This is a genomic window from Pseudomonas fluorescens (assembly GCF_001307275.1).
In the GTDB taxonomy this organism is placed as follows: domain Bacteria; phylum Pseudomonadota; class Gammaproteobacteria; order Pseudomonadales; family Pseudomonadaceae; genus Aquipseudomonas; species Aquipseudomonas fluorescens_AA.
Genome location: NZ_CP012831.1, coordinates 6,815,022 through 6,834,747 on the forward strand (window position 1 = coordinate 6,815,022; position 19,726 = coordinate 6,834,747).

At 60.8% G+C, this 19,726-nt stretch carries 16 protein-coding genes; 12 read left to right on the forward strand and 4 right to left on the reverse strand.

Annotated features, from left to right (window positions below; translation table 11 throughout):
* Nucleotides 1-5 precede the first annotated feature (5 nt).
* The 6 genes from AO356_RS29330 (at nt 6) to AO356_RS29355 (ending at nt 8,274) form a co-directional block, all read left to right on the forward strand.
* On the forward strand, nt 6-1,355 hold the full coding sequence (locus AO356_RS29330) for an LLM class flavin-dependent oxidoreductase (protein ID WP_060742834.1): 1,350 nt from the start codon (nt 6-8) through the stop codon (nt 1,353-1,355).
* A 14-nt stretch (nt 1,356-1,369) separates the two neighbouring features.
* The gene (locus AO356_RS29335; protein WP_060743239.1) at nt 1,370-2,380 is read left to right on the forward strand and encodes an ABC transporter substrate-binding protein; all 1,011 of its coding nucleotides are present in this window, start codon (nt 1,370-1,372) and stop codon (nt 2,378-2,380) included.
* A 79-nt stretch (nt 2,381-2,459) separates the two neighbouring features.
* Nucleotides 2,460-3,647 carry an acyl-CoA dehydrogenase family protein gene (locus tag AO356_RS29340; protein WP_060742835.1) on the forward strand — a complete coding sequence of 396 codons (1,188 nt, stop codon included), beginning with the start codon at nt 2,460-2,462 and terminating at the stop codon, nt 3,645-3,647.
* Nucleotides 3,644-4,603: a D-isomer specific 2-hydroxyacid dehydrogenase family protein gene (locus AO356_RS29345; RefSeq protein WP_060742836.1), complete on the forward strand. Its 960-nt coding sequence runs from the start codon at nt 3,644-3,646 to the stop codon at nt 4,601-4,603. The genes AO356_RS29340 and AO356_RS29345 overlap by 4 nt, the downstream gene beginning before the upstream one ends.
* 416 nt (nt 4,604-5,019) lie before the next feature.
* Nucleotides 5,020-7,152 carry a TonB-dependent receptor gene (locus AO356_RS29350; protein ID WP_060742837.1) on the forward strand — a complete coding sequence of 711 codons (2,133 nt, stop codon included), beginning with the start codon at nt 5,020-5,022 and terminating at the stop codon, nt 7,150-7,152.
* A gap of 144 nt (nt 7,153-7,296) precedes the next feature.
* Nucleotides 7,297-8,274, forward strand: coding sequence for an aliphatic sulfonate ABC transporter substrate-binding protein (locus AO356_RS29355; RefSeq protein ID WP_060742838.1), 978 nt, complete (start codon nt 7,297-7,299; stop codon nt 8,272-8,274).
* A gap of 46 nt (nt 8,275-8,320) precedes the next feature.
* Here AO356_RS29355 and AO356_RS29360 read toward each other — a convergent pair whose 3' ends face one another.
* The 3 genes from AO356_RS29360 to gcvA all read right to left on the reverse strand — a co-directional run bounded on the left by AO356_RS29360 (nt 8,321) and on the right by gcvA (nt 10,918).
* Complete coding sequence (locus AO356_RS29360) at nt 8,321-9,082, reverse strand: SDR family oxidoreductase (RefSeq protein ID WP_060742839.1); 762 nt, start codon at nt 9,080-9,082, stop codon at nt 8,321-8,323.
* Nucleotides 9,083-9,116: 34 nt separating this feature from the next.
* Complete coding sequence (locus tag AO356_RS29365; RefSeq protein ID WP_060742840.1) at nt 9,117-9,944, reverse strand: DMT family transporter; 828 nt, start codon at nt 9,942-9,944, stop codon at nt 9,117-9,119.
* A 68-nt stretch (nt 9,945-10,012) separates the two neighbouring features.
* On the reverse strand, nt 10,013-10,918 hold the full coding sequence (gene gcvA / locus AO356_RS29370; protein WP_060742841.1) for a transcriptional regulator GcvA: 906 nt from the start codon (nt 10,916-10,918) through the stop codon (nt 10,013-10,015).
* A gap of 370 nt (nt 10,919-11,288) precedes the next feature.
* Between gcvA and AO356_RS29375 the strand changes: the two genes are divergently transcribed.
* The 3 genes from AO356_RS29375 to AO356_RS29385 all read left to right on the forward strand — a co-directional run bounded on the left by AO356_RS29375 (nt 11,289) and on the right by AO356_RS29385 (nt 15,116).
* Nucleotides 11,289-11,564 carry a hypothetical protein gene (locus tag AO356_RS29375; RefSeq protein ID WP_060742842.1) on the forward strand — a complete coding sequence of 92 codons (276 nt, stop codon included), beginning with the start codon at nt 11,289-11,291 and terminating at the stop codon, nt 11,562-11,564.
* A gap of 171 nt (nt 11,565-11,735) precedes the next feature.
* Nucleotides 11,736-12,176 (forward strand): hypothetical protein, encoded by a 441-nt coding sequence (locus AO356_RS29380; RefSeq protein ID WP_060742843.1) that lies wholly within the window; start codon nt 11,736-11,738, stop codon nt 12,174-12,176.
* A gap of 30 nt (nt 12,177-12,206) precedes the next feature.
* Complete coding sequence (locus tag AO356_RS29385) at nt 12,207-15,116, forward strand: DUF4132 domain-containing protein (RefSeq protein WP_060742844.1); 2,910 nt, start codon at nt 12,207-12,209, stop codon at nt 15,114-15,116.
* Between the two features lie 54 nt (nt 15,117-15,170).
* Here AO356_RS29385 and AO356_RS29390 read toward each other — a convergent pair whose 3' ends face one another.
* Nucleotides 15,171-16,085, reverse strand: coding sequence for a LysR substrate-binding domain-containing protein (locus AO356_RS29390; RefSeq protein WP_060742845.1), 915 nt, complete (start codon nt 16,083-16,085; stop codon nt 15,171-15,173).
* 186 nt (nt 16,086-16,271) lie between these two features.
* Here AO356_RS29390 and AO356_RS29395 point away from each other — a divergent pair, with 186 nt between their 5' ends.
* The 3 genes from AO356_RS29395 (at nt 16,272) to AO356_RS29405 (ending at nt 19,726) form a co-directional block, all read left to right on the forward strand.
* On the forward strand, nt 16,272-17,792 hold the full coding sequence (locus AO356_RS29395) for an ABC transporter substrate-binding protein (protein WP_060742846.1): 1,521 nt from the start codon (nt 16,272-16,274) through the stop codon (nt 17,790-17,792).
* Nucleotides 17,793-17,896: 104 nt separating this feature from the next.
* Nucleotides 17,897-18,814 carry an ABC transporter permease gene (locus AO356_RS29400; protein WP_024077467.1) on the forward strand — a complete coding sequence of 306 codons (918 nt, stop codon included), beginning with the start codon at nt 17,897-17,899 and terminating at the stop codon, nt 18,812-18,814.
* A gap of 9 nt (nt 18,815-18,823) precedes the next feature.
* Complete coding sequence (locus AO356_RS29405; protein WP_060742847.1) at nt 18,824-19,726, forward strand: ABC transporter permease; 903 nt, start codon at nt 18,824-18,826, stop codon at nt 19,724-19,726.

Consider the following 19,726-nt stretch of genomic DNA (forward strand, 5'->3'; position numbering starts at 1 on the left):
GAACCATGAGCAGACAACGCCAACTCAAACTCGGTGCAATGGTCCATGGCGTCGGCCACGGCTGGGGCGAATGGCGCCACCCGCAGGCGCGACCCAATGCCAGCACCGATTTCGGTTTCTACAAGCAGCAGACGCAACTGGCCGAAGGCGCCAAATTCGATTTCGTGTTCATCGCCGATAGCCTGCACATTCACGAAAAATCCAGTCCCCATTACCTCAACCGCTTCGAGCCACTGACCATCCTTTCGGCGCTGGCGGCACTGACGTCGAACATCGGCCTGGTGGCCACGGTGACCGTCAGCTACACCGAGCCCTACCAGGTGGCGCGCCAGTTCGCTTCGCTGGACCATATCAGCGATGGGCGAGCGGGCTGGAACGTGGTGACGTCGTGGCTCAGTGGCACCGCCGATAACTTCGGCAAGGCCGAGCACCCGCCGCACGCCGTGCGTTATCGGATCGCCCAGGAGCATGTGGCGGTGGTCAAGGGCCTGTGGGATTCCTGGGAAGACGACGCCTTCGCCTGCAACAAGCGAACGGGCGAATTCTTCACCCCCGGCAAGCTGCATGCCCTGGAGCACAAGGGCGAATTCTTCTCGGTGAAAGGCCCGCTCAATATCGCTCGCTCCCGCCAGGGTCAGCCGGTGATTTTCCAGGCCGGCACGTCCGAGGACGGGCGCAACTTTGCCGCCGGCAATGCCGACGCCATTTTCGTCGGCGCCGAGGGCTTCGACGAAGCGCGCGCCTATTATCAGGACCTGAAAAAACGTGCCCAGGGCTTCGGGCGCGACGCTCGAGAACTGTCGATCCTGCCCGGCATCCGCCCGATTGTCGGGCGCGATGCAGCGGAAGTCGAAGACCGCTACCAGCAAGCCGTGGCACTGGTGAGCATCGAAGATGCCATCGTCGCCCTTGGCCGCCCCTTCAATGACCATGATTTCAGCCAGTACCCCCTGGACGCGCCCTTCCCCGAACTGGGCGACCTGGGCGCCAATAGCCAGAAAGGCGGCTCGGAGCGGATCAAGCAGTTGGCCCGGGACGAAGGCCTGACGTTGCGCGAAGTCGCCCTGCGTTTCTCCCAGCCACGGCGAGACTTTGTCGGCACCCCCGAACAGGTGGCCGATGCCATTGAACACTGGTTCGAAAACGGCGCGGCCGATGGATTCATCATCAATTCACTGCTGCCGGACGGCCTGCAATATTTCACCGAACTCGTGGTACCGGTCCTGCAGCAGCGCGGGTTGTTTCGCAGCGAATACAACGGCGACACCTTGCGGGACAACCTAGGCCTGCCGGTGCCCGCCAACCGATACGCACGGCCCCTGGCGACAGACGCGGCCCGCGAGGCCGTAGCATGAGCAAGGGCCCGACCATGATGAAAAACCTCACGCCAGGGCAATTCAATCGTCGCGATTTCCTCACGGCCAGTTCCATCGCCCTGGGTGCGTTGGGGCTATCCGCCCTGGGGTTTGCCCCACGTGCCTGCGCCCAAGGCAAAGGGCTTTCTGACCTGACGCTGGGTGTCGCCACCTACCGGGGCCAGGATTCCTATTTCGTCGACGATGCCGGCACCGGCAATACCCCCTACAAGATCGAATACGCCGAGTTCGCCGGTGGCAACCTGATCGTCGAAGCGCTGGCCTCGGGCAGCCTGGACGTGGGCAGCATGAGCGAAATCCCACCGATCTTTTCCATCCAAAGCCACCGCCAGCCGCGCCTGATCGCGGTGCTGCAAGGCGATGTGAACAACCAGGTGATTTTGATTCCCAAGGATTCCTCCCTCGAATCGATCGGACAACTGCGTGGCAAGCGGGTCGGCTATGTGCGCTCCACCACGTCCCACTACTTTCTGATCAAGGCCTTGAAGGAACAGGGCCTGACCATGAACGACATCACGGCGGTGGCGCTCACGCCCCAGGATGGCTTCACGGCGTTTCAGAGCGGTCAGCTCGATGCCTGGGTGATCTATGGCGTATTCATCCAGTTGGCGAAGTTCCGCAGTGGTGCCCGGGTGTTGAAAACCGCCCTGGGCTACTTGTCGGGCAACTACCTGGTCGCCGCGCGCCCCGCAGCCCTGGAAGACCCGCTGCGCAAGCAGGCGATCCAGGACTATATCCAACGGCAGGCGCGCACCCTGGAATGGATCAACAACAACCCCGAGCCCTGGGCCGCCAAGTCGGCACAGTTGCTGGGCGTCGATAAAGCCGTGTTCCTGGACATGTACAACAACCGCAGCCAGCCGTCGAAAGTCGTCGAAGTCAGCGACCAGGCCATTGCTTCGCAACAAGAAGTCGCCGACCTGTTCTTCAACGCCGGCGTGTTGAACGAACGACTCGACGTGAGTCCGCTGTGGGACAGGAACTTCCGCCTGCTGCCGCTTTGAACGCCTGTGACGGGGGAGCTTGTTCCCTCGCCATAAGGGTCGCATCCGGGCCTCACCTTTTTGATCGAGTGAACGCACCATGAGCCTTTCTTCTCCACGCCCACCCTCGCTGCAATCGGTCGATGTCGCCGACTTCGACACGTTGCTCGAACGCATCGGCAGGCAACTGGCAGCCACGGCCCACGTCTATGACGAGAGCGGCGCCTTTCCCCGGGACAATTTCACGTTGCTGCACGAGCATGGCCTGTTGGCCCTGACGGTGCCCAAGGCATTGGGCGGTGGCGGCGCCAGCCTGGTGCAGGCACGCAAGGCGATCAGTGCGGTCGCCAAGGGCGAGCCTTCCACGGCGTTGATTCTGGTGATGCAGTACCTCCAGCATTCGCGCCTGCAGGACAATCGGAACTGGCCCGAGGCATTGCGCTTGCGAGTGGCCCAGGATGCTGTGGGCGAAGGCGCGCTGATCAATGCCTTGCGTGTCGAGCCCGACCTGGGCACCCCGGCCCGTGGCGGGCTGCCGGCGACCATCGCCAGGCGTACCTCCGAAGGCTGGCGCATCAGCGGGCGCAAGATCTATTCCACCGGCAGTCACGGCCTGACCTGGTTCAGCGTCTGGGCGCGCAGCACCGATGAAGATCCGCTGGTGGGTGCCTGGCTGATCCACAAGGACACACCCGGGATCAGCATCGTCGACGACTGGGACCACCTGGGCATGCGTGCCACCTGCAGCCATGAAGTGCGGTTCGACAACGTGCTGGTGCCACTGGATCACGCGGTCAGTGTCAGTCGCTGGAGTGCGCCGCAGCCCGAACTGGACGGCGATGGCTTCCTGTGGATGTCGGTGTTGCTGTCGGCGGTCTACGACGGCGTCGCCCAGGCTGCGCGGGACTGGTTCGTGGATTGGCTGGAACAGCGCAAACCGTCCAACCTCGGCGCTGCATTGGCGACCCTGCCACGCTTCCAGGAAACCGTCGGGCACATCGACACCTTGCTGTTCGCCAATCGCAGCCTGCTGGATGCCGCCGCCGAAGGGCGCACCCCGGCGGCCCATGCCGCGCAATTGAAATACCTGGTGACCGGTAACGCCATCCGCGCTGTCGAACTGGCCATCGAAGCCTCCGGCAACCCTGGCCTGTCGCGGCACAGCCCGCTGCAACGGCATTACCGCGACGTGCTGTGCAGTCGCGTCCACACCCCGCAAAACGATGCCGTGCTGCAAGGCGTCGGCAAAGCGGTGTTTGCCCAACGCCAGAAAAAGGACCTTGCATGAGCACGCTCGTGATCGCCAGCCAGCTGGATAAAGACTTCAACGATGTGATCCGCCAACGCCTCGAACAGACGCACCCCGGCGCACAAGTGCTCGACGCGCCGGCCGGCGTGCCAAGCGACCTGCCGGCCGAAGTCAGTGTGTTGCTGGCCCGGCCCATCAACGTGCGCGGCTACCTGGCGCCGGACACGCCACCGCCGGGCTGGCCCTACGGCCTGAAATGGGTCCAGGTGGTGTCTTCAGGCATCGACTTTTACCCCAAGTGGCTGTTCGATGGCCCGCCGGTGAGTACCTCCCGGGGCAGCGCCGCCGACAACATTGCCGAATTTGCCCTGGCGTCGATCTTCGCGGCGGCCAAACGCCTGCCGGACATCTGGGTGCACGACTCGCAATGGCAGTTCAGCGCCCTGACGCCACTCAAGGGCAGCACCCTGGGCATTCTCGGCTTTGGTGCGATTGGCCGCAGCCTGGCGGCCAAGGCCCGTGCCCTGGGCATCCACGTGCTGGCGTTGCGGCAAAGCCAGGCGCCGTTCGAAGTGGAAGGCGTCGAGGCCGCGAAGGACATCCACCAGCTGTTTTCGCGCTCCGATCACTTGGTACTGGCCGCGCCGCTGACCGATGCAACGCGGCATATCGTCAACCGTGCGGTGCTCGCCAGTGCCAAGCCGGGCTTGCACCTGATCAACATCGCCCGCGGCGGCCTGCTGGACCATGGGGCGTTGCTCGCGGCCCTGGACGATGGCACCCTCGGCCTGGCCTCACTGGACGTCACCGACCCCGAACCGCTGCCCGACGGCCATCCGCTCTACGCCCACCCCAGGGTGCACCTGTCGCCCCACACTTCGGCGATCTCCAGCAACAGCCGCCATGAAATAGCCGACAGCTTTCTGGCCAATCTTGAGCGCTTCGTGAACGGGTTGGCGTTGGAGAATCAGGCGAACGTACAACGCGGGTATTGATTCCAGCAGAACCATCGTCATCGCGGGCAAGCCTCGCTCCCACAGGTCATGTACATAACCTGTGGGAGCGAGGCTTGCCCGCGATTGCGTCATGTCAGCCAAAGACAAAACATCAGCTTTACGCATTTAATCAGAAAACTTAATGCCTATTTTTTATAATTAACTTATAACAAATCGGACTTTTACAGCGCTCTGTTATACAAATACTGTTACAACCATCACCGACCCCTGACCAGGTGGAGGCTCTCGGAACGCTATGTTTTTCCGGCCGACACCACCCCACGGTCAATTGCACACCCAAACCTGAAACCGGCCCGAAGCCACCGCCGCCATGGCGTTCACCGCCATGACCACGGCAACGCTTTGCCCAAAAAAAAGACCACACCCACGCAGCATCTACACACCAGGGGTTCACCATGCACGACACCTTCACTTCAAACCGCTTGGCACTGGCCGTATCGCTGGCCTTGTTCGGGCTGTCGGCCCACGCCGAAGAAAACACCCAGGAGGGTGCCCTCCCCGTTGTCACCGTTACCGCCGAACACCGCAGCGAGGACTTGCAGAAAGCCCCGCTGGCGATTTCCGCGTTCGATGAAAACGCCCTTGAGGACAAGCAGATCAAGAGCATCCGCGACCTTTCCGGGCAGGTTCCGAACCTGACCCTCAGCCGCCAGTCGATCTCCTACAGCGCGCAGACTTACGGGATTCGTGGCATCGGCGAGACCGATCCGATCCAGGAAGCCGCCGTGGCGGTCTACGCCGATGACCTGTACATCCCCCGGGCGATTTCCTCGATGCTCGACTTCAACGACGTCGAGCGCGTCGAGGTCCTGCGTGGCCCCCAAGGCACGCTTTACGGGCGCAACAGCAGCGCCGGCGCGATCCGCGTGATCACCCGCGACCCGACCCAGGAAACCCGTGGTTTCTTCGAGCTTGGCGCCGGCAACTACAACGCCCGGAACGGTCGACTGCTGATCAGCGGCCCACTGGTAGACAACGCCCTGTTCGGCAGCTTTTCGGCGATTCGCCTGACCCGTGACGGCACCGTCTCCAACCCCACCCGCGGCGAGGACGTGAATAACGTCGACCTGCAGTCCTACCGCGGCAAGTTGCGTTTCAACCCCATCGATTCGCCCTGGGATGTGCAACTGACGCTGGCCGGCACTTTCGACCGCGGCGACACCACCAGCTATACCCCCTTCGATGCCGACGGCCACTTCGACAAGTTCAAGAGCTACAGCAGCCTCAATCCGAAGAACCGCCTCGATCAGGGCAGCTCGGTGCTGCGGGCGATCTACACCCTCGACGATCATCTGAGTTTCAAATCGGTGACTGCCTACTCAGCCTTCAACCAACCGGTGGACTATGACAATTCCGGGCAGGCGGCCCTCATTCAGAACAGCCTGATCACCTACAAGCAGGACTATGCCACCCAGGAGTTCCAGCTCAACGGCGACTACGACGATTTCAGCTTCAGCACCGGCCTGTACCTGTACCGGGAAAAATTCGATGCCGAGCGAGACAGCCTGACTTACTCGATTGCGCGCAACCGAGTGATCGGCCAGGGTCAATACAGCACGACCGATACCGAAAGTTATGCGTTGTATGGCCAGGGCAGTTACAAAGTCACGCAACAACTGTCGCTGATCGCCGGCCTACGGTTCACCCGCGAACACAAGAACTTCGACTACACCAACTACGTGGTCAACACCGACCGGCAGATCACCGGCACCAATTTCAGCGCCAACTCAAGCAAATCCTGGCAATCCACCAGCCCGAAACTCGGCTTCGAATACGCCTGGACGCCACACCTCAACCAGTACGCCTACGTCGCCAAAGGCTTCAAGGCCGGCGGCTACGACAACCGCGCGCCGACCCAGGCCGCCGCCGAGCAAGCATTCTCTCCCGAAGACGTGACCACCTGGGAAACCGGCTTCAAGGGCGACTTCTTCGACCGTCGCCTGCGCGCCAACCTCGCGCTGTTCTACAACGACTACAAGGACCTGCAAACCAACGCTTATGACCCGGCCCTGGGCGTCAGCCTGCGGACCAACGTGGGCCAGGCCCACACCTACGGCGTCGAATTGGAAACCCTCAGCGCGCTGACCAACGACCTGCAACTGACGTTCAACCTTGGCTACCTGCAAAGCCAATACGACGACTTCGAAAACGCCAGCGGCGCCGGGATCGATGCCAACGGCAAGCAACTGGTGTACTCGCCGCGCTGGAACACCAGTGTCGGCCTCAACTACACCATCCCGGCGGGTTTGCCCGGCACCTGGTTGGCTGGCACCGATGCGCAGTTCCAGACCAAGTCCTATGCCAATGCGCTGAACGACGACGTCCAGGAAATCCCCCAGCAGACCTTCTGGAACGCCAACACCCGCTACATCTCCGGCGACGGGCACTGGACGACCACACTGTCGGTGAAAAACCTGCTCGACCGCGCCTACCCGCAAGCGGTCGGTTATGTGCCCGCAAGCGGTGCTCGCTACTACTCCGTCAACGATCCGCGAACCCTTTTGTTGTCGGTGCGCTACGACCTCTGAGGCCCGGCGCAATGGGGCAGCAGCGGCCGTTTTGACGAGTGCAAAGACGCCTAAGCTAATGCACAAAAAGTATTTATAAATTGGTTTTTATAACCATAGGATTCCGTGGTGTTCATCCACCCCTTAGTCAATATCGAGCATGCCATGTCAAGACTCATCAACCATCCCCGGGCGATATTGCATCACCCCGCTCTGACCGGCCTGGTCGTTGCACTGGTCCTCTCCACTCTTGCGCTCCCGGCCCAGGCTCGGGAAACCCTGCGCATCGGTTACCAGAAATCATCGACCCTGATTACGCTGCTGAAAACCCAAGGCAAACTGGACAAGGCGCTCGCCCAGGCAGACATCGAAGTGAGCTGGCACGAGTTCCCCAGCGGCCTGCCACTGCTGGAAGCATTGAATGTCGGTAATGTCGACGTCAGTGCCGACGTGGCCGATACCGTGCCGATATTCGCTCAGGCCGCGCAGGCCAAGCTGACTTACTTCGCACAGGAAGCCCCCTCGCCCTCGGCCCAGGCCATTGTCGTGGCCAAGGATTCCCCCTTGCAGCAACTGGCGGATCTGAAAGGCAAGAAAGTCGCTGTCACCAAGGCGGCGGGCGCCCACTACCTGTTGATCGCGGCCCTGAACAAGGCAGGCCTGAAGTTCTCGGACATCCAACCAGCCTACCTGTCCCCCGCGGATGGCCGGGCGGCATTCGAGAATCATAAAGTCGATGCCTGGGTCACATGGGAACCGTTCCTCAGCGGTGTGCAGCGGCAGCTACCAACGCGAACCCTGGCTGACGGCAGCGGGCTGGCCAGCTACAAGCGTTATTACCTGACCAGCACCCCCTACGCCAAGGCTCACCCTGAAGTGCTGAAGGTGGTATACGAGCAACTGCAGGACGCTGGCAACTGGATCAAGAACCATCCCCGCGACGCGGCGCAGGTCCTGGGCCCGTTGTGGGGCAATCTCGATGTGGAAACGGTCGAAGCGGCCAACGCCCACCGCAGTTACCAGGTACAACCGGTAAAAGCCGACCAACTGGATGAACAGCAGAAAATCGCCGATGCCTTTTTCGCCGCCGGGCTGTTGCCCAAGTCGGTGGATGCCCGCGATGTGGGAATCTGGGCACCTTGACACGGTGTCAGACCACGCCTTTTGAAAGAAGAACTCGATAGCCGGTCTACTTCCCTCCGGTCACATCCAGAAAGGTACCCGTCACAAACGAAGCCTGCGGCCCCGCCAACCAGAGAATGGCCCGCGCCACCTCCTCCGGCTGGCCGCCACGGCCCATGGGGATCGTCTCCTTCACCCGGTCGACTCTGCCCGGCTCTCCCCCACTCGCATGCATCTGGGTATAGATATGCCCGGGTCGAACGCAGTTGACACGAATGCCCTCCCGGGCCACTTCCTTGGCATAACCGGTCGTGAACGTTTCAACCGCCCCCTTGGACGCTGCGTAGTCCACGTATTCATTCGGGCTACCGAGGCGGGCTGACGCCGAAGAGATATTGATGACCGCACCGCCACGCCCGCCATAACGGTAGGCCATGCGCCGGGTCGCATGTTGCGCGCAGAGCATCGGGCCCAAGGTGTTGACCGCAAAGATTCGCTGCATGCGCTCGAAGCCAATATCCTCCAAGCGAGATTGGCGGGCCAATATCGAAGCGTTGTTGACCAGCACATCGATTCGTCCGAAACGCAGGTCGAGGGTGGCGAAGAGTTCGGCGACCTGGGCTGGGTCGGCGTTATCGGCACGCACCGCCAAGGCACGGGCCCCCTTGGCCTCGACTTGCGCTGTCACCGACAACGCCGACGCCTCATCGGCGATATAGGTCAGCACGACGTCGTAACCTTGCTCAGCGGCCAGCAGGGCGGTCGCCGCCCCGATCCCGCGCCCGCCTCCGGTGATCAGGATCACGGGTTTTTGCGAACGGTCATTCATGGTCAATCCTCACAGCCCAATGAAAAAAGCAGCGTCAGCCGATCACCAGCGTACCGAGGGCAATGACGGCGCAGGCCAACAGCTTGCGCAAGGTCAATGCTTCGCCAAGAAATGCGTACCCGATCAAAGCGGCGAACATGACACTGGTTTCGCGCAGGGCGGACACCGCCCCCATCGGGGCATGGGCCATGGCATAGATCACGACGCCGTAGGCCAGCAATGAAACCAGCCCGCCAGCGAAGGCCACGGTGATACCTGGTCGCAAGGCAAAGAGGCTCCTGGCATCTCGCAGTCCGATATAAACCAGGGGCATCATCACGCCCCACAACAGGCACATCCAGGCGGTGTAGGCCATTGGCGCCCCGGAGAGGCGAACACCTATGCCATCGACAACGCTGTAGGCGGCAATGAAAAAACCAGTCCCCAGTGCATAGGGCAAGTCAGGCAACGTCCGCCGGCGCCCGGTATAAGCCAGCGAGAGGATTCCGGTCGACACCAACGCAATACCCAGCAGTCCACTCGGCGCCACGCGCTCGTCCGCGAACAGCGAAGCGGCCAGGACAATCAGGATCGGGGATACACCACGGGCGATTGGATAGGTCTGGCCCAGGTCGCCGGACTTGTAACTGCGCACCAGGAACAGGTTGTAACCCACGTGCAATACCGCGGAGAGTCCGACGCAAAACCAGCTGGCACGGGCGGGCGGTGCCAGCAGCACCGCCACGATGACGCTCGCCAAGGCTATCGCTATGCACATGATGGTCATGGACCACAAACGGTCGGCTCCCCCACGCAGCATGGCATTCCAACTGGCGTGTAGCAGCGCGGCGAACAGGACGAGGCAGATGATGTGTAAGGGCATGCATCATCCTAGACCGATCGAGTCGCGCTAAAAAAGCAAAGTCTCTTCATCCCGGCATGAGGAAAACCTCATGTATAAGCGTGCTGAGCGTCCAGGGCCTGGGTAACCAGCCAACGACGAAAGCCGGTGATATGAGGCTGAGTCTCGATCCCCTTGGGGCATACGAAGTAATACGCCAGGGGCGACGCGCACGGCAGTTCGAAAAGCCTTTCAAGACGGCCGTCATTGAGCTCGGCTTCGACATGCCCGCTGCGTGCCAGCGCGATACCGTGTCCCAAGAGCGCCGCCTCGATGGTCATATTGGTATCTGCGTAGCGAATGCTTTCCTTCAAGGTCGTGACCTCGACGCCCACCTGGGCAAACCACTGCTCCCATTTCGGCACCAACGCTGCACCATCGCGCGTAAGCAGTGGATAGCGCAGCAATTCGGCGGCCGTTTGAGGCGTACCAAAGCGGGCGAGCAACGCTGGGCTGGCGACTGGGAAAATCTGCTCGCGGAACAGGAATTCTGAAAACAGCGAAGGGAAATGCCCGTTGCCCAGGCGGATAGCCACGTCCGGGTCTGTCGTCGAGAAGTTGATGGGGCTATCGGTGCTGTCCAGGGTAAGCAGGATTTCCGGATGCGCTTGCGCCAAATCAGGAAGCCTGGGCAGCAACCACTTCAAGGCGAAAGAATAGGTCGTGCTCACGCTCAGCCGCTGCCGCCCGTTTTGCTCGCGCAAATCGGCCAGGGTGGCCTCGAGCTTCATGAAAAACTCCCGCACGATGGGCGCAAGCGCTGCGCCTGCCGAGGTCAGGTGCAGCGAGTTACCGCGATGAAACAGTTGCAATCCCCAGAGCTGTTCCAAATGTTTGAGCTGGTGGCTCACTGCGCTCTGTGTGACATGCAACTCCTCTGCTGCCGCGGTGAACGTGGCGTGCCGCGTAGCGGCTTCAAAGGCGCGCAGGCTCGAAGAAGGAGGAAGGTTTCGCATGATGTTCCCTTCTATGAGTAAACGCTCATGCTAGCGCCTTTTCCTCTGTCGTTGTAGGCAAGCTGTGCAACGACGGGCTTGCTGGCGCGGGGTCAGCTTGTAGTGATGGTGGATGTACCGACGCTATCGCGAGCAAGCTCGGCTCCCACAGGGGTTCCCGGGTGTTCATGGACCCCACGTTCACCCTCCCCCGGCACGCGGATGACGCCAAGTTATTGGCATAAAAATCTATGCAATAAAAATATATTAATACAGCGACAGTTTCCCGACGCGCGGTACCAACGTGCCATTGCTGGCGATTTAAATCGAAGCTCATTATCCGAAGGCAACCCCGCTAAACGTTTAGGCCAGCCGACCTGGACTACAGGATGTGTTCACTCGCATCGCGCAAGGGAGCAATACGGAGATGATGACTGTTTATTTTGTTGTGATGACGATCTGCAGTGGCATCGAAGGTTGTGTCGAGGAGCGAAAACCAGGGCCTACCTTCGCGACCAGGGCAATGTGCATGGAGACGGCCCGGGTCATGGCGCCGCGCAAAGGTGTGAAGTTCAAATGTCGCAGCGAGCGTACGGTGGTGGTCGAGACGTCGCCGATAGAAGGTTACGGCAAAATCGTCTCCACCAAGAGCACAGTCCAGCCTTAGCACTACGTTTTTTTCGCCAACAACAGAGGTTCATCGGCCGCTCGGCACCGGGAGGCTGACTGGCGAATATCGTCAAGATGAAAAGAGAACGCGGCGCGATGAAATTGACTGCACACAGGGCTATGCTACGGTGCCATCCGCCCGGCTGGCCTGGTTTGCAAGGAATGCGTCATGGAGTTCGTGGTTCATAGCTATTGCCTGAAAGGCGCACGCCAAGAGCCTTTGCTGCCCCCTGTCACCCTGACACCGACTGCGTCGACCTTGACGGTCGCCGAGCTCATTCGCCTGACCGTAGCCGAACAGATCGCCGCGCTGTCGGTCCAGCACTGGCTGGAACAGATGTCAGTGCGTGAAGTGCTCGACCGCCAATACCTGAGCGAACGGGACATTCTTCGGCAAGCCAGTGAAGGCGCGGTGGTCATGCCCCAGGCCTGCGCGCCTGCAGACCTGGATGTCGACGTTGAGGTCGAACGAGCCTTGAAGGGTTTTGAAAGCCGTGCGTTCCGCGTCCTGCACAACGGCGTCATGCTGCAAAGGCTCGATGAGACAATCGAACTGAGTCCCCCTTCCACCCTCGCGTTTATCCGCTTGGTGCCGCTGCTTGGCGGTTGATCCTCGTCACTCACTTCTTCGGACAACATCATGCCGTCACGCCGTCCTGTGCCTGAACAAGCCACACGCCTCGCAGCACTGCGAGCATTCTGTGATAGAGCGCTGGATGACTATCCCGAGCTCAGCCAGCATGACGAATTCGAGCCCGATTTCTGGGACGATATCGACTTCCTGCGCCTGGCCGATGACTGGGTCAGGCAGCATCCCGAGGATGGACCCAAGGCACTGGCTGATGGTTTTGTGTTCCCGACCGTTTGGGACGATCTGGAGGACCGCCGCGATCAACAGCGCTACGGTCTGCAATATCGACTCTGCGATGCCTGGGTCACGGCTCACCCGGATGCCTATGCGCTGGAGCAGATCTGCGCGCGACTGCGGCACATGCTGCAATTTGCCTTCGAGGACAGTGACTATCCACTGCCCACTGACGAAGATGGCCCCGCCTATTACCGAAGAAGTCCGGACCAGGCCTGGGCCTTCCCCGATGTTCAGGCCTGCATCCAGCGCCTGAGCGATTACCCGTCCACCCCGGCCTGGCAGACCTTCGCCGAATGGTTGCTGGACGGCAGCTGGAACCGCGAGCAGCCCCCTTCGACGCCGGGCGGTGAACAAAGGAAAATCGCCGATGCATACATCTACGGGCACAAGGAAATCAGGCGCATCGCCCTGGGCCTGATGGAAGCGGGTCGCCTCGATTACCCGCGCTTCGTCCGGGCGGCCAATACCTGGGGCCGCGCCATGATGTTCTACTCAGACGACAGCGGACTGGACAGCGACGATGTGGACCTGAACCGGTACGTCGATGAAGATTTCGACGAAGACGACTCAAACGACGATGACCCGCAAGACAGCGATGATGAGTCATCTCAGCTTGACGACGCCCCCACCGAAGTGCCCTCGGAACTGGCGAACTTCACCGTTCGTTACGTCGAGGACGCCCTGGCTGGATTGCCCGATGACGCCGAGAGGCTGGCTGACACCTTCCGCTCGGTCGAGGTGTATCAGACCCGCTGGTTGCTGCAGGCCTTGGCGGTCATCGAACGACTGGGCATGACGCCGGACGACTTTGACAGCTTCGGCGATACGGCCGCGGTGCTCCAATGCTTCCTGCTGCTTCAGGATTTGCCCAAAGACCAATCGGCAGCGCTGCTCGCGGCGTTGTTCGGCTTTTCAAGAAATACCCTGCTGACCGCCCTGCCCTACGCCGGACAAGCCAGCCGGGTGGTGCTCGATGCGCTCGGCTGGAGCGATCTGCACGCCTTCCAGCGTGAATACCTGAACATTGCCCTGGCACCTCGATCCGGCTGGGGCACCGACCTGCCCAATACGCTGGATGAAACCGTGGGTGTGGTGGACCGCTACCTGCTGGACAAGGCGCTGGCCGAGGCCGACCCAGACCACCTGCGCGAGTACCTCGCGGCGCTCGAACCCTCGCATTGGGCATTTCCCGAGACCCGTGTGCTGCTCGACGCCTACCAGGGCATCGGTCGAGCGGCGCTGGAAAAGAAGTTGACCCGCCATGCACAGGCGGCCATGCGCATCTATGGTGTACTGCCCGTCAAGGATGCGGACGACGTACGCCAACGCTATCTGACACTCAAGAAACTGCACAAAGAGGTGCGCAAGTACGGCGCTGAACGCCAGGCCAACTCCCACGCAGCGGTGCACGCAGGCCTGGAAAACCTGGCGCGTGTCGCCGGCTACCCCTCGGCGATTCGCCTGGAATGGGCCATGGAATCGGAGATCGCCGAGTCCGCCCTGACCGCCGCCACCATCGATGGCTATGACGTCACCCTCGTCATCGACGGTTTGTCACCCACGTTGCACATCTGCAAGGCCGCAAAGACGCTCAAGACCGCACCGCCAGCGATTCGCAAGAACGCAGACTTCATCGCCCTCAAAACGCAGCAGACCCAGCTCAAGGAGCAGATCGGCCGCTTCTGCCGCACCCTGGAAGCGATGATGAGCAGCGGCGAAACCCTGGCCCTGGACGACCTGAAGCCGCTGTTGAAAATGCCCGCCGTTCGCCTGCTGCTGGAACAACTGATCGTGCAGGCCGACGAGGCTGCGCTGGGCTGGCTCGATGTCGCAACGCTGACGGTGACTGACCTAGAAGGCCGCCAACACGTCGCTGAAAAGACCCTGCGTATCGCTCACCCTTTTCATCTGTTCACGGCAGGGCAACTGTCGGCCTGGCAGAAAGACGTGGTGATCCATCGCCGCGTGCAGCCGTTCAAACAGGCCTTTCGCGAGTTGTACCTGCTCACACCGGCCGAGCGAGACACCGGCCTGTGGTCCAACCGCTTTGCCGGCCACCGCCTGAAAGCCAAAGTCGCCGCCCGGTTGCTACAGGTCCGCAACTGGTCGACCTCCAGCGTCGAGGACATCTATTACGAGAGCAAAGAGCACGGCATTTATGCCTTGTTCAACTTTCTGGATACCGGTCATTACCTCTCGGAAACAGAACACTTTACCTTCGACACGATTGCGTTCCACCGCGACCACAAAGCCATCCCTCTTGAGCAAGTACCGCCGCTGCTGTTCTCGGAAGTCATGCGTGACGCCGACCTGCTGGTCTCCGTGGCCCACGCCGCAGACGACTACAGCACCAGCCACGAAACCGTGCAACGACGCGCCGAACTGGTCGGCGAGCTGATTCAAGGGCTAGGGCTGCGAAACGTTAAATGCGAAGGGCATTTTCTGCACATTACCGGTCAGCGTGCGAACTACCGCATTCATCTGGGCAGCGCCGCCATCCATATCGAACCCGGCAATTACCTGTGCATCGTGCCCGCAGGCAGCCACGTCACGGACTTCTACCTGCCGTTCGCCGACACCGACAAGAAAATGGCCGAGGTGCTGAGCAAGATGTTTCTGTTGCTGGATGACATGAACATCACCGATAGCCTGATCCTGGAGCAAATACAGCGCGGCGGCTGATGGTCAAGAAAATCGAATGACGTCATGCAAGCATTGAAAACACACTCACCCGGCTCAGAGCCTGGCTTTCGCCAGATCCGCAATCAGAAAATCCCTGAATGCACAAACCGCTGCCGGTAGATTGCGTCCAGCCATGCTTTGCAGTTCGATGCGCCGCGCATGCATGCCTTCATCGAGGATCGGCAAGCATTGCAGTGCCTTGTCCGCCACCTGCTTGTGCAAGGTCATTTCGCTGGCCAGGCTGATACCCCCCTCTTCGCGGACGAAGCTATAGAGCGAGGCAACGTAATTAGTGGTCAACACCGGGTCGAACAACAAGCCCTGTACACCGCAACAGATGTCGAACAGTTGCCGTATCGTGGTGTCGGCCTTGGGTAACGCAATGGGCCAGGGTTGCAACTCAGCGAGGCTGACCGCTTCACGTCCGGCCAAAGGATGGGCGTTGGAGACCACGGCAAAAATCGCCCCGCTCAGGACATGTTCGACCTTGATTTCCTTTTGCGGCGTCAGGCTGAAGGTCATCGCCAGATCGGCTTCGCCGGAACGAACCTTCTCGGTCGCTTCGGCAGGCGCACAGACCTCCAACGTGAAATGAATGCCCTGATACTCACGCCGGAACGCGCTGATGGTCCTGGGCATGTACTCCAGCGCAAAGCCTTCCGAGCAGGCCACATGCACATGACCTCGTTGCAAGCCATGCAGCTCGGTAATTTCCAGCACCACCTGCTCGGCCTCAAGCTGCGACTTGCGCGCATAAGCCGCCAGTCGTACCCCCGCCTCGCTCAGCACCATGCCCCGGGCACGACGCTCGAACAGGCTGGCATCCAGGGCCAATTCAAGCTTGGCAATCTGCCGGCTCACCGCTGACGCCGCGACGTTCAGCCGTACCGAGGCTTCGCTGATCGATCCGCATCGCGCCACTTCAAGAAAATAGCGCAGTGCCGTGGACTGCACACCATACAGCTGCATCGGCGCCCCCAAGGTTTGCCTTTTCGGCAAAGGAAGTATCGAAATATTATTCTTGTGGCATTGATAGCCTTTCCCTACATTCGTGTCCAGATCAAAAAAAACATGACCTGGTCTTTTTACCCTCCTTTCCGCGTTTGCGATTCGCTGCCCTTTGATTCAACCACTCTCGCCAACGGAGACGACGGCATGGGCATCAAAGGTTTCGCCTGCACTATCGCGCTGATGGGCCTCATCAGCAGTTTTCCGGCTCATGCCGGTAAAGCCAACGACACCCTGGTTTACGCTTCCGACAGCGAGCCTGAAAACATCAGCCCCTATCACAACGATCTACGCGAAGGCGTGATTCTCGGCCGGCTGATCTGGGACAACCTGATCTACCGCGATCCCAACAGCGGCGAATACCAGCCCATGTTGGCCACCCGCTGGACACAGGTCGATGACACCACCATCGACTTCGAGCTGCGCAAAGGCGTCAAATTTCACAACGGCGATAGCTTCACCGCCGACGACGTGGTGTTCACCCTCAACTACGTGGTGTCGCCCGAAGCGAAAGTCGTGACCGTGCAAAACGTGGACTGGATCAAGAGCGCCGAAAAAACCGGTGACTACAGCGTCCGCCTGCATTTGAAGAAGCCCTTCCCTCCGGCACTGGAATACCTGTCCAACGCCGTTCCGATGTTCCCCAAGCAGTATTTCGAAAAGGTCGGCCTGGCCGAATTCAGCCGCAAGCCAATCGGTACCGGACCCTATAAAGCCGTGTCGGTGGTGGCTGGCGAAGGCGTGACCATGGAGATCAACAAGGACTACTTCCCGGACAGCCCGCAAGGCAAGCCCCATATCGGCCACCTCAAGTTCCGGGTGATCCCGGATGCCGAAACCCGCCTGGCCGAGTTGATGACCGATGGTGTCGACTGGACCTGGCGTGTGACCTCGGATCAGGCAGTCGATCTCAAAGGTATGTCGAACCTGACCGTGACCAGCGGCGAAACCATGCGCATCGGCTTCCTGATTCTTGATGCTCGAGGCACCTCCACTGAAAACTCGCCGATGAAAAACCTCAAGGTGCGTCAGGCCATCAACCATGCGATCAACCGCAATGCGCTGGCCACGCAATTGGTGGGGGGCGAAGCCAAACCCCTGCAGGTTGCCTGCTATCCAGGCCAGTTCGGCTGCGATACCACCGCGGCCACGGTCTACGACTACGACCCGGCCAAGGCCAAGGCGCTGCTCGCCGAAGCCGGTTACCCCAATGGCTTCGAGACCGAAATCTTCGCTTATCGCGACCGCGATTACGTCGAAGCCATCATCGGCAACCTGCGCGCCGTGGGCATCAACGCCAAGCTGCGCTTCTTGAAGTACGCCGCTCTGCGCGATCAGCAACGTGGCGGCAAGGTGCCCATGTCGTTTCAGGCCTGGGGCTCGTTCTCGATCCTCGACACCTCGGCGTCGGCCGGCACCTGGTTCAAGGGCAACCCGGACGACAACATCAAGGATCCGCAAGTCCAGGGCTGGCTGCAGACCGCTGACAACGCCCTCGACCCGCAATTGCGCAAGGACAACTACCGCAAGGCGTTGCAGCGCATCAGCGAACAGGCGTACTGGGCGCCGCTGTTCAACTACTCGATGAACTACGCCTACACCTCCGAACTGGCGTTCACGTCATACCCGGATGAGCTGCCGCGTTTCGTTCAGTCCAGCTGGAAGTGATCCGCAACCGAGCGGATTGATCGAGAGGTGCCGTGGCTTGCGGACCAACCGCACCACGGACACCTCCTCACACACGCCATCCATTGGATATGAGGAAGCTCGCCATGCTTGGATTCCTTCTGCGCCGGCTGGGCATCGCTATATGCGTCGCCATTACCGTGTCGGTGATCAGCTTTTCCCTGTTGCACCTGTCCGGCGACCTGGCCACGGCCATTGGCGGACCGGAAGCCACCAGCGAACAGATCGAACAGATTCGCGTGCAATACGGTTTGAACAAACCGCTACCGACCCAGTACTTCAACTGGCTGGGCGATCTGCTGCGGCTGGACTTGGGCAACTCGTTTTTCTTCCAGGAATCGGTCTACAACCTCGTCGCCAGCCGCTTGCCGATCACCCTCGGGTTAGGAGCCATGGCGCTGGGCATCGCCTTGCTGGTGGCGATTCCACTGGGGGTGCTGGCCGCGGTCAAGCGCGACACCTGGGTCGACCGACTGGCCTTGAGCATCGCGGTACTGGGCCAGGCCATGCCCAGTTTCTGGTTTGCGTTGATGTTGATCGTGGTGTTCGCCGTGACGCTCAAGTGGCTGCCGGTGTCCGGCAATTCGACCCTGCTGCACTTCGTCATGCCGGCCATTGCCTTGGGCTACTACGCAACACCGGCAATCATGCGCCTGACCCGTGCAGGCATGCTTGATGTGCTCAGTTCCGATTACATCCGCACCGCCCGCGCCAAGGGCCTGCGCCCTGCCCGCGTGTTGTTCAAGCACGCACTGCGCAACGCCCTGATTCCGGTCGTCGCGCTGGCGGCGGTGGAGTTCGGTTTCATGCTCGGCGGTTCGGTGGTGATCGAAACCGTGTTCTCCCTGCAAGGCATCGGACAACTCGCCTGGGACGCCATCGCCCGTGACGACTTTCCGGTGGTACAGGCCGTGGTCCTGCTGATTGCGGTGATCTACATCATCCTCACCTTGCTGGCCGATGTGCTCAACGCACTGCTCGACCCGCGCATTCGCGTGCGCTAGGAGGCTTACATGAGCACCCCCACTACCCTCGCGATCAATGACTACCTGCCACCACCCAGCAGCCTGAGCCGAATGCTTGGCAAGAGCTTTCGCCATCGTGGTTTCGCCATTGGCACGGTGTTGTTGCTGATCATCTTCACCGGCGCACTCTTCGCCCCGTGGCTGGCGCCTCATGACCCTTATGCGCAAGACGTGATGCTGCGCATGAAACCGCCGGCATGGATGGCCAACGGCACGTGGGAATACGTGCTGGGAACCGACAAGCTGGGCCGTGATTACCTGTCACGACTGCTCTACGGCGCACGTATCTCACTGTTCATCGGCATTGCGGCGGCGTTGATTTCCGGCTTTATCGGCACTGTGATGGGGCTGTTGGCGGGTTACTACGGCGGCAAGGTCGATGCGTTCATCAGCTACCTGATCACCACTCGGCTGGCGATGCCGGTCGTGATGGTCGCGCTGGCCTCGGCCTCGTTGATGGGCGGTTCGCTGAAAGTAGTGATCGTGCTGCTGGGTTGCCTGTTATGGGATCGCTTCGCGGTGGTGGTCAGGGCTTCGGTGCAACAGATTCGCGATGCTGAATATGTGGCGTCGGCCCAGGCGCTGGGCTGCTCGACCCTGCGCATTCTGGTCAGTGAAATCCTGCCCAATCTGGTCGGCGCACTGATCGTCGTCGCGACGCTGGAAATGGCCCACGCGATCCTGCTGGAGTCGGCCCTGTCATTCCTTGGGGTTGGCGTGCAGCCGCCGACGCCGTCCTGGGGCTTGATGATCGCCGAAGGCAAACCCTACATGTTCTTTTCCCCGTGGGTCATCGCCATTCCTGGCGTCGCCCTGATGATTCTGGTGCTGGGCATCAACCTGGTCGGCGATGGCCTGCGCGATCTGATCCTGCCCGACGGCCGCAACTGA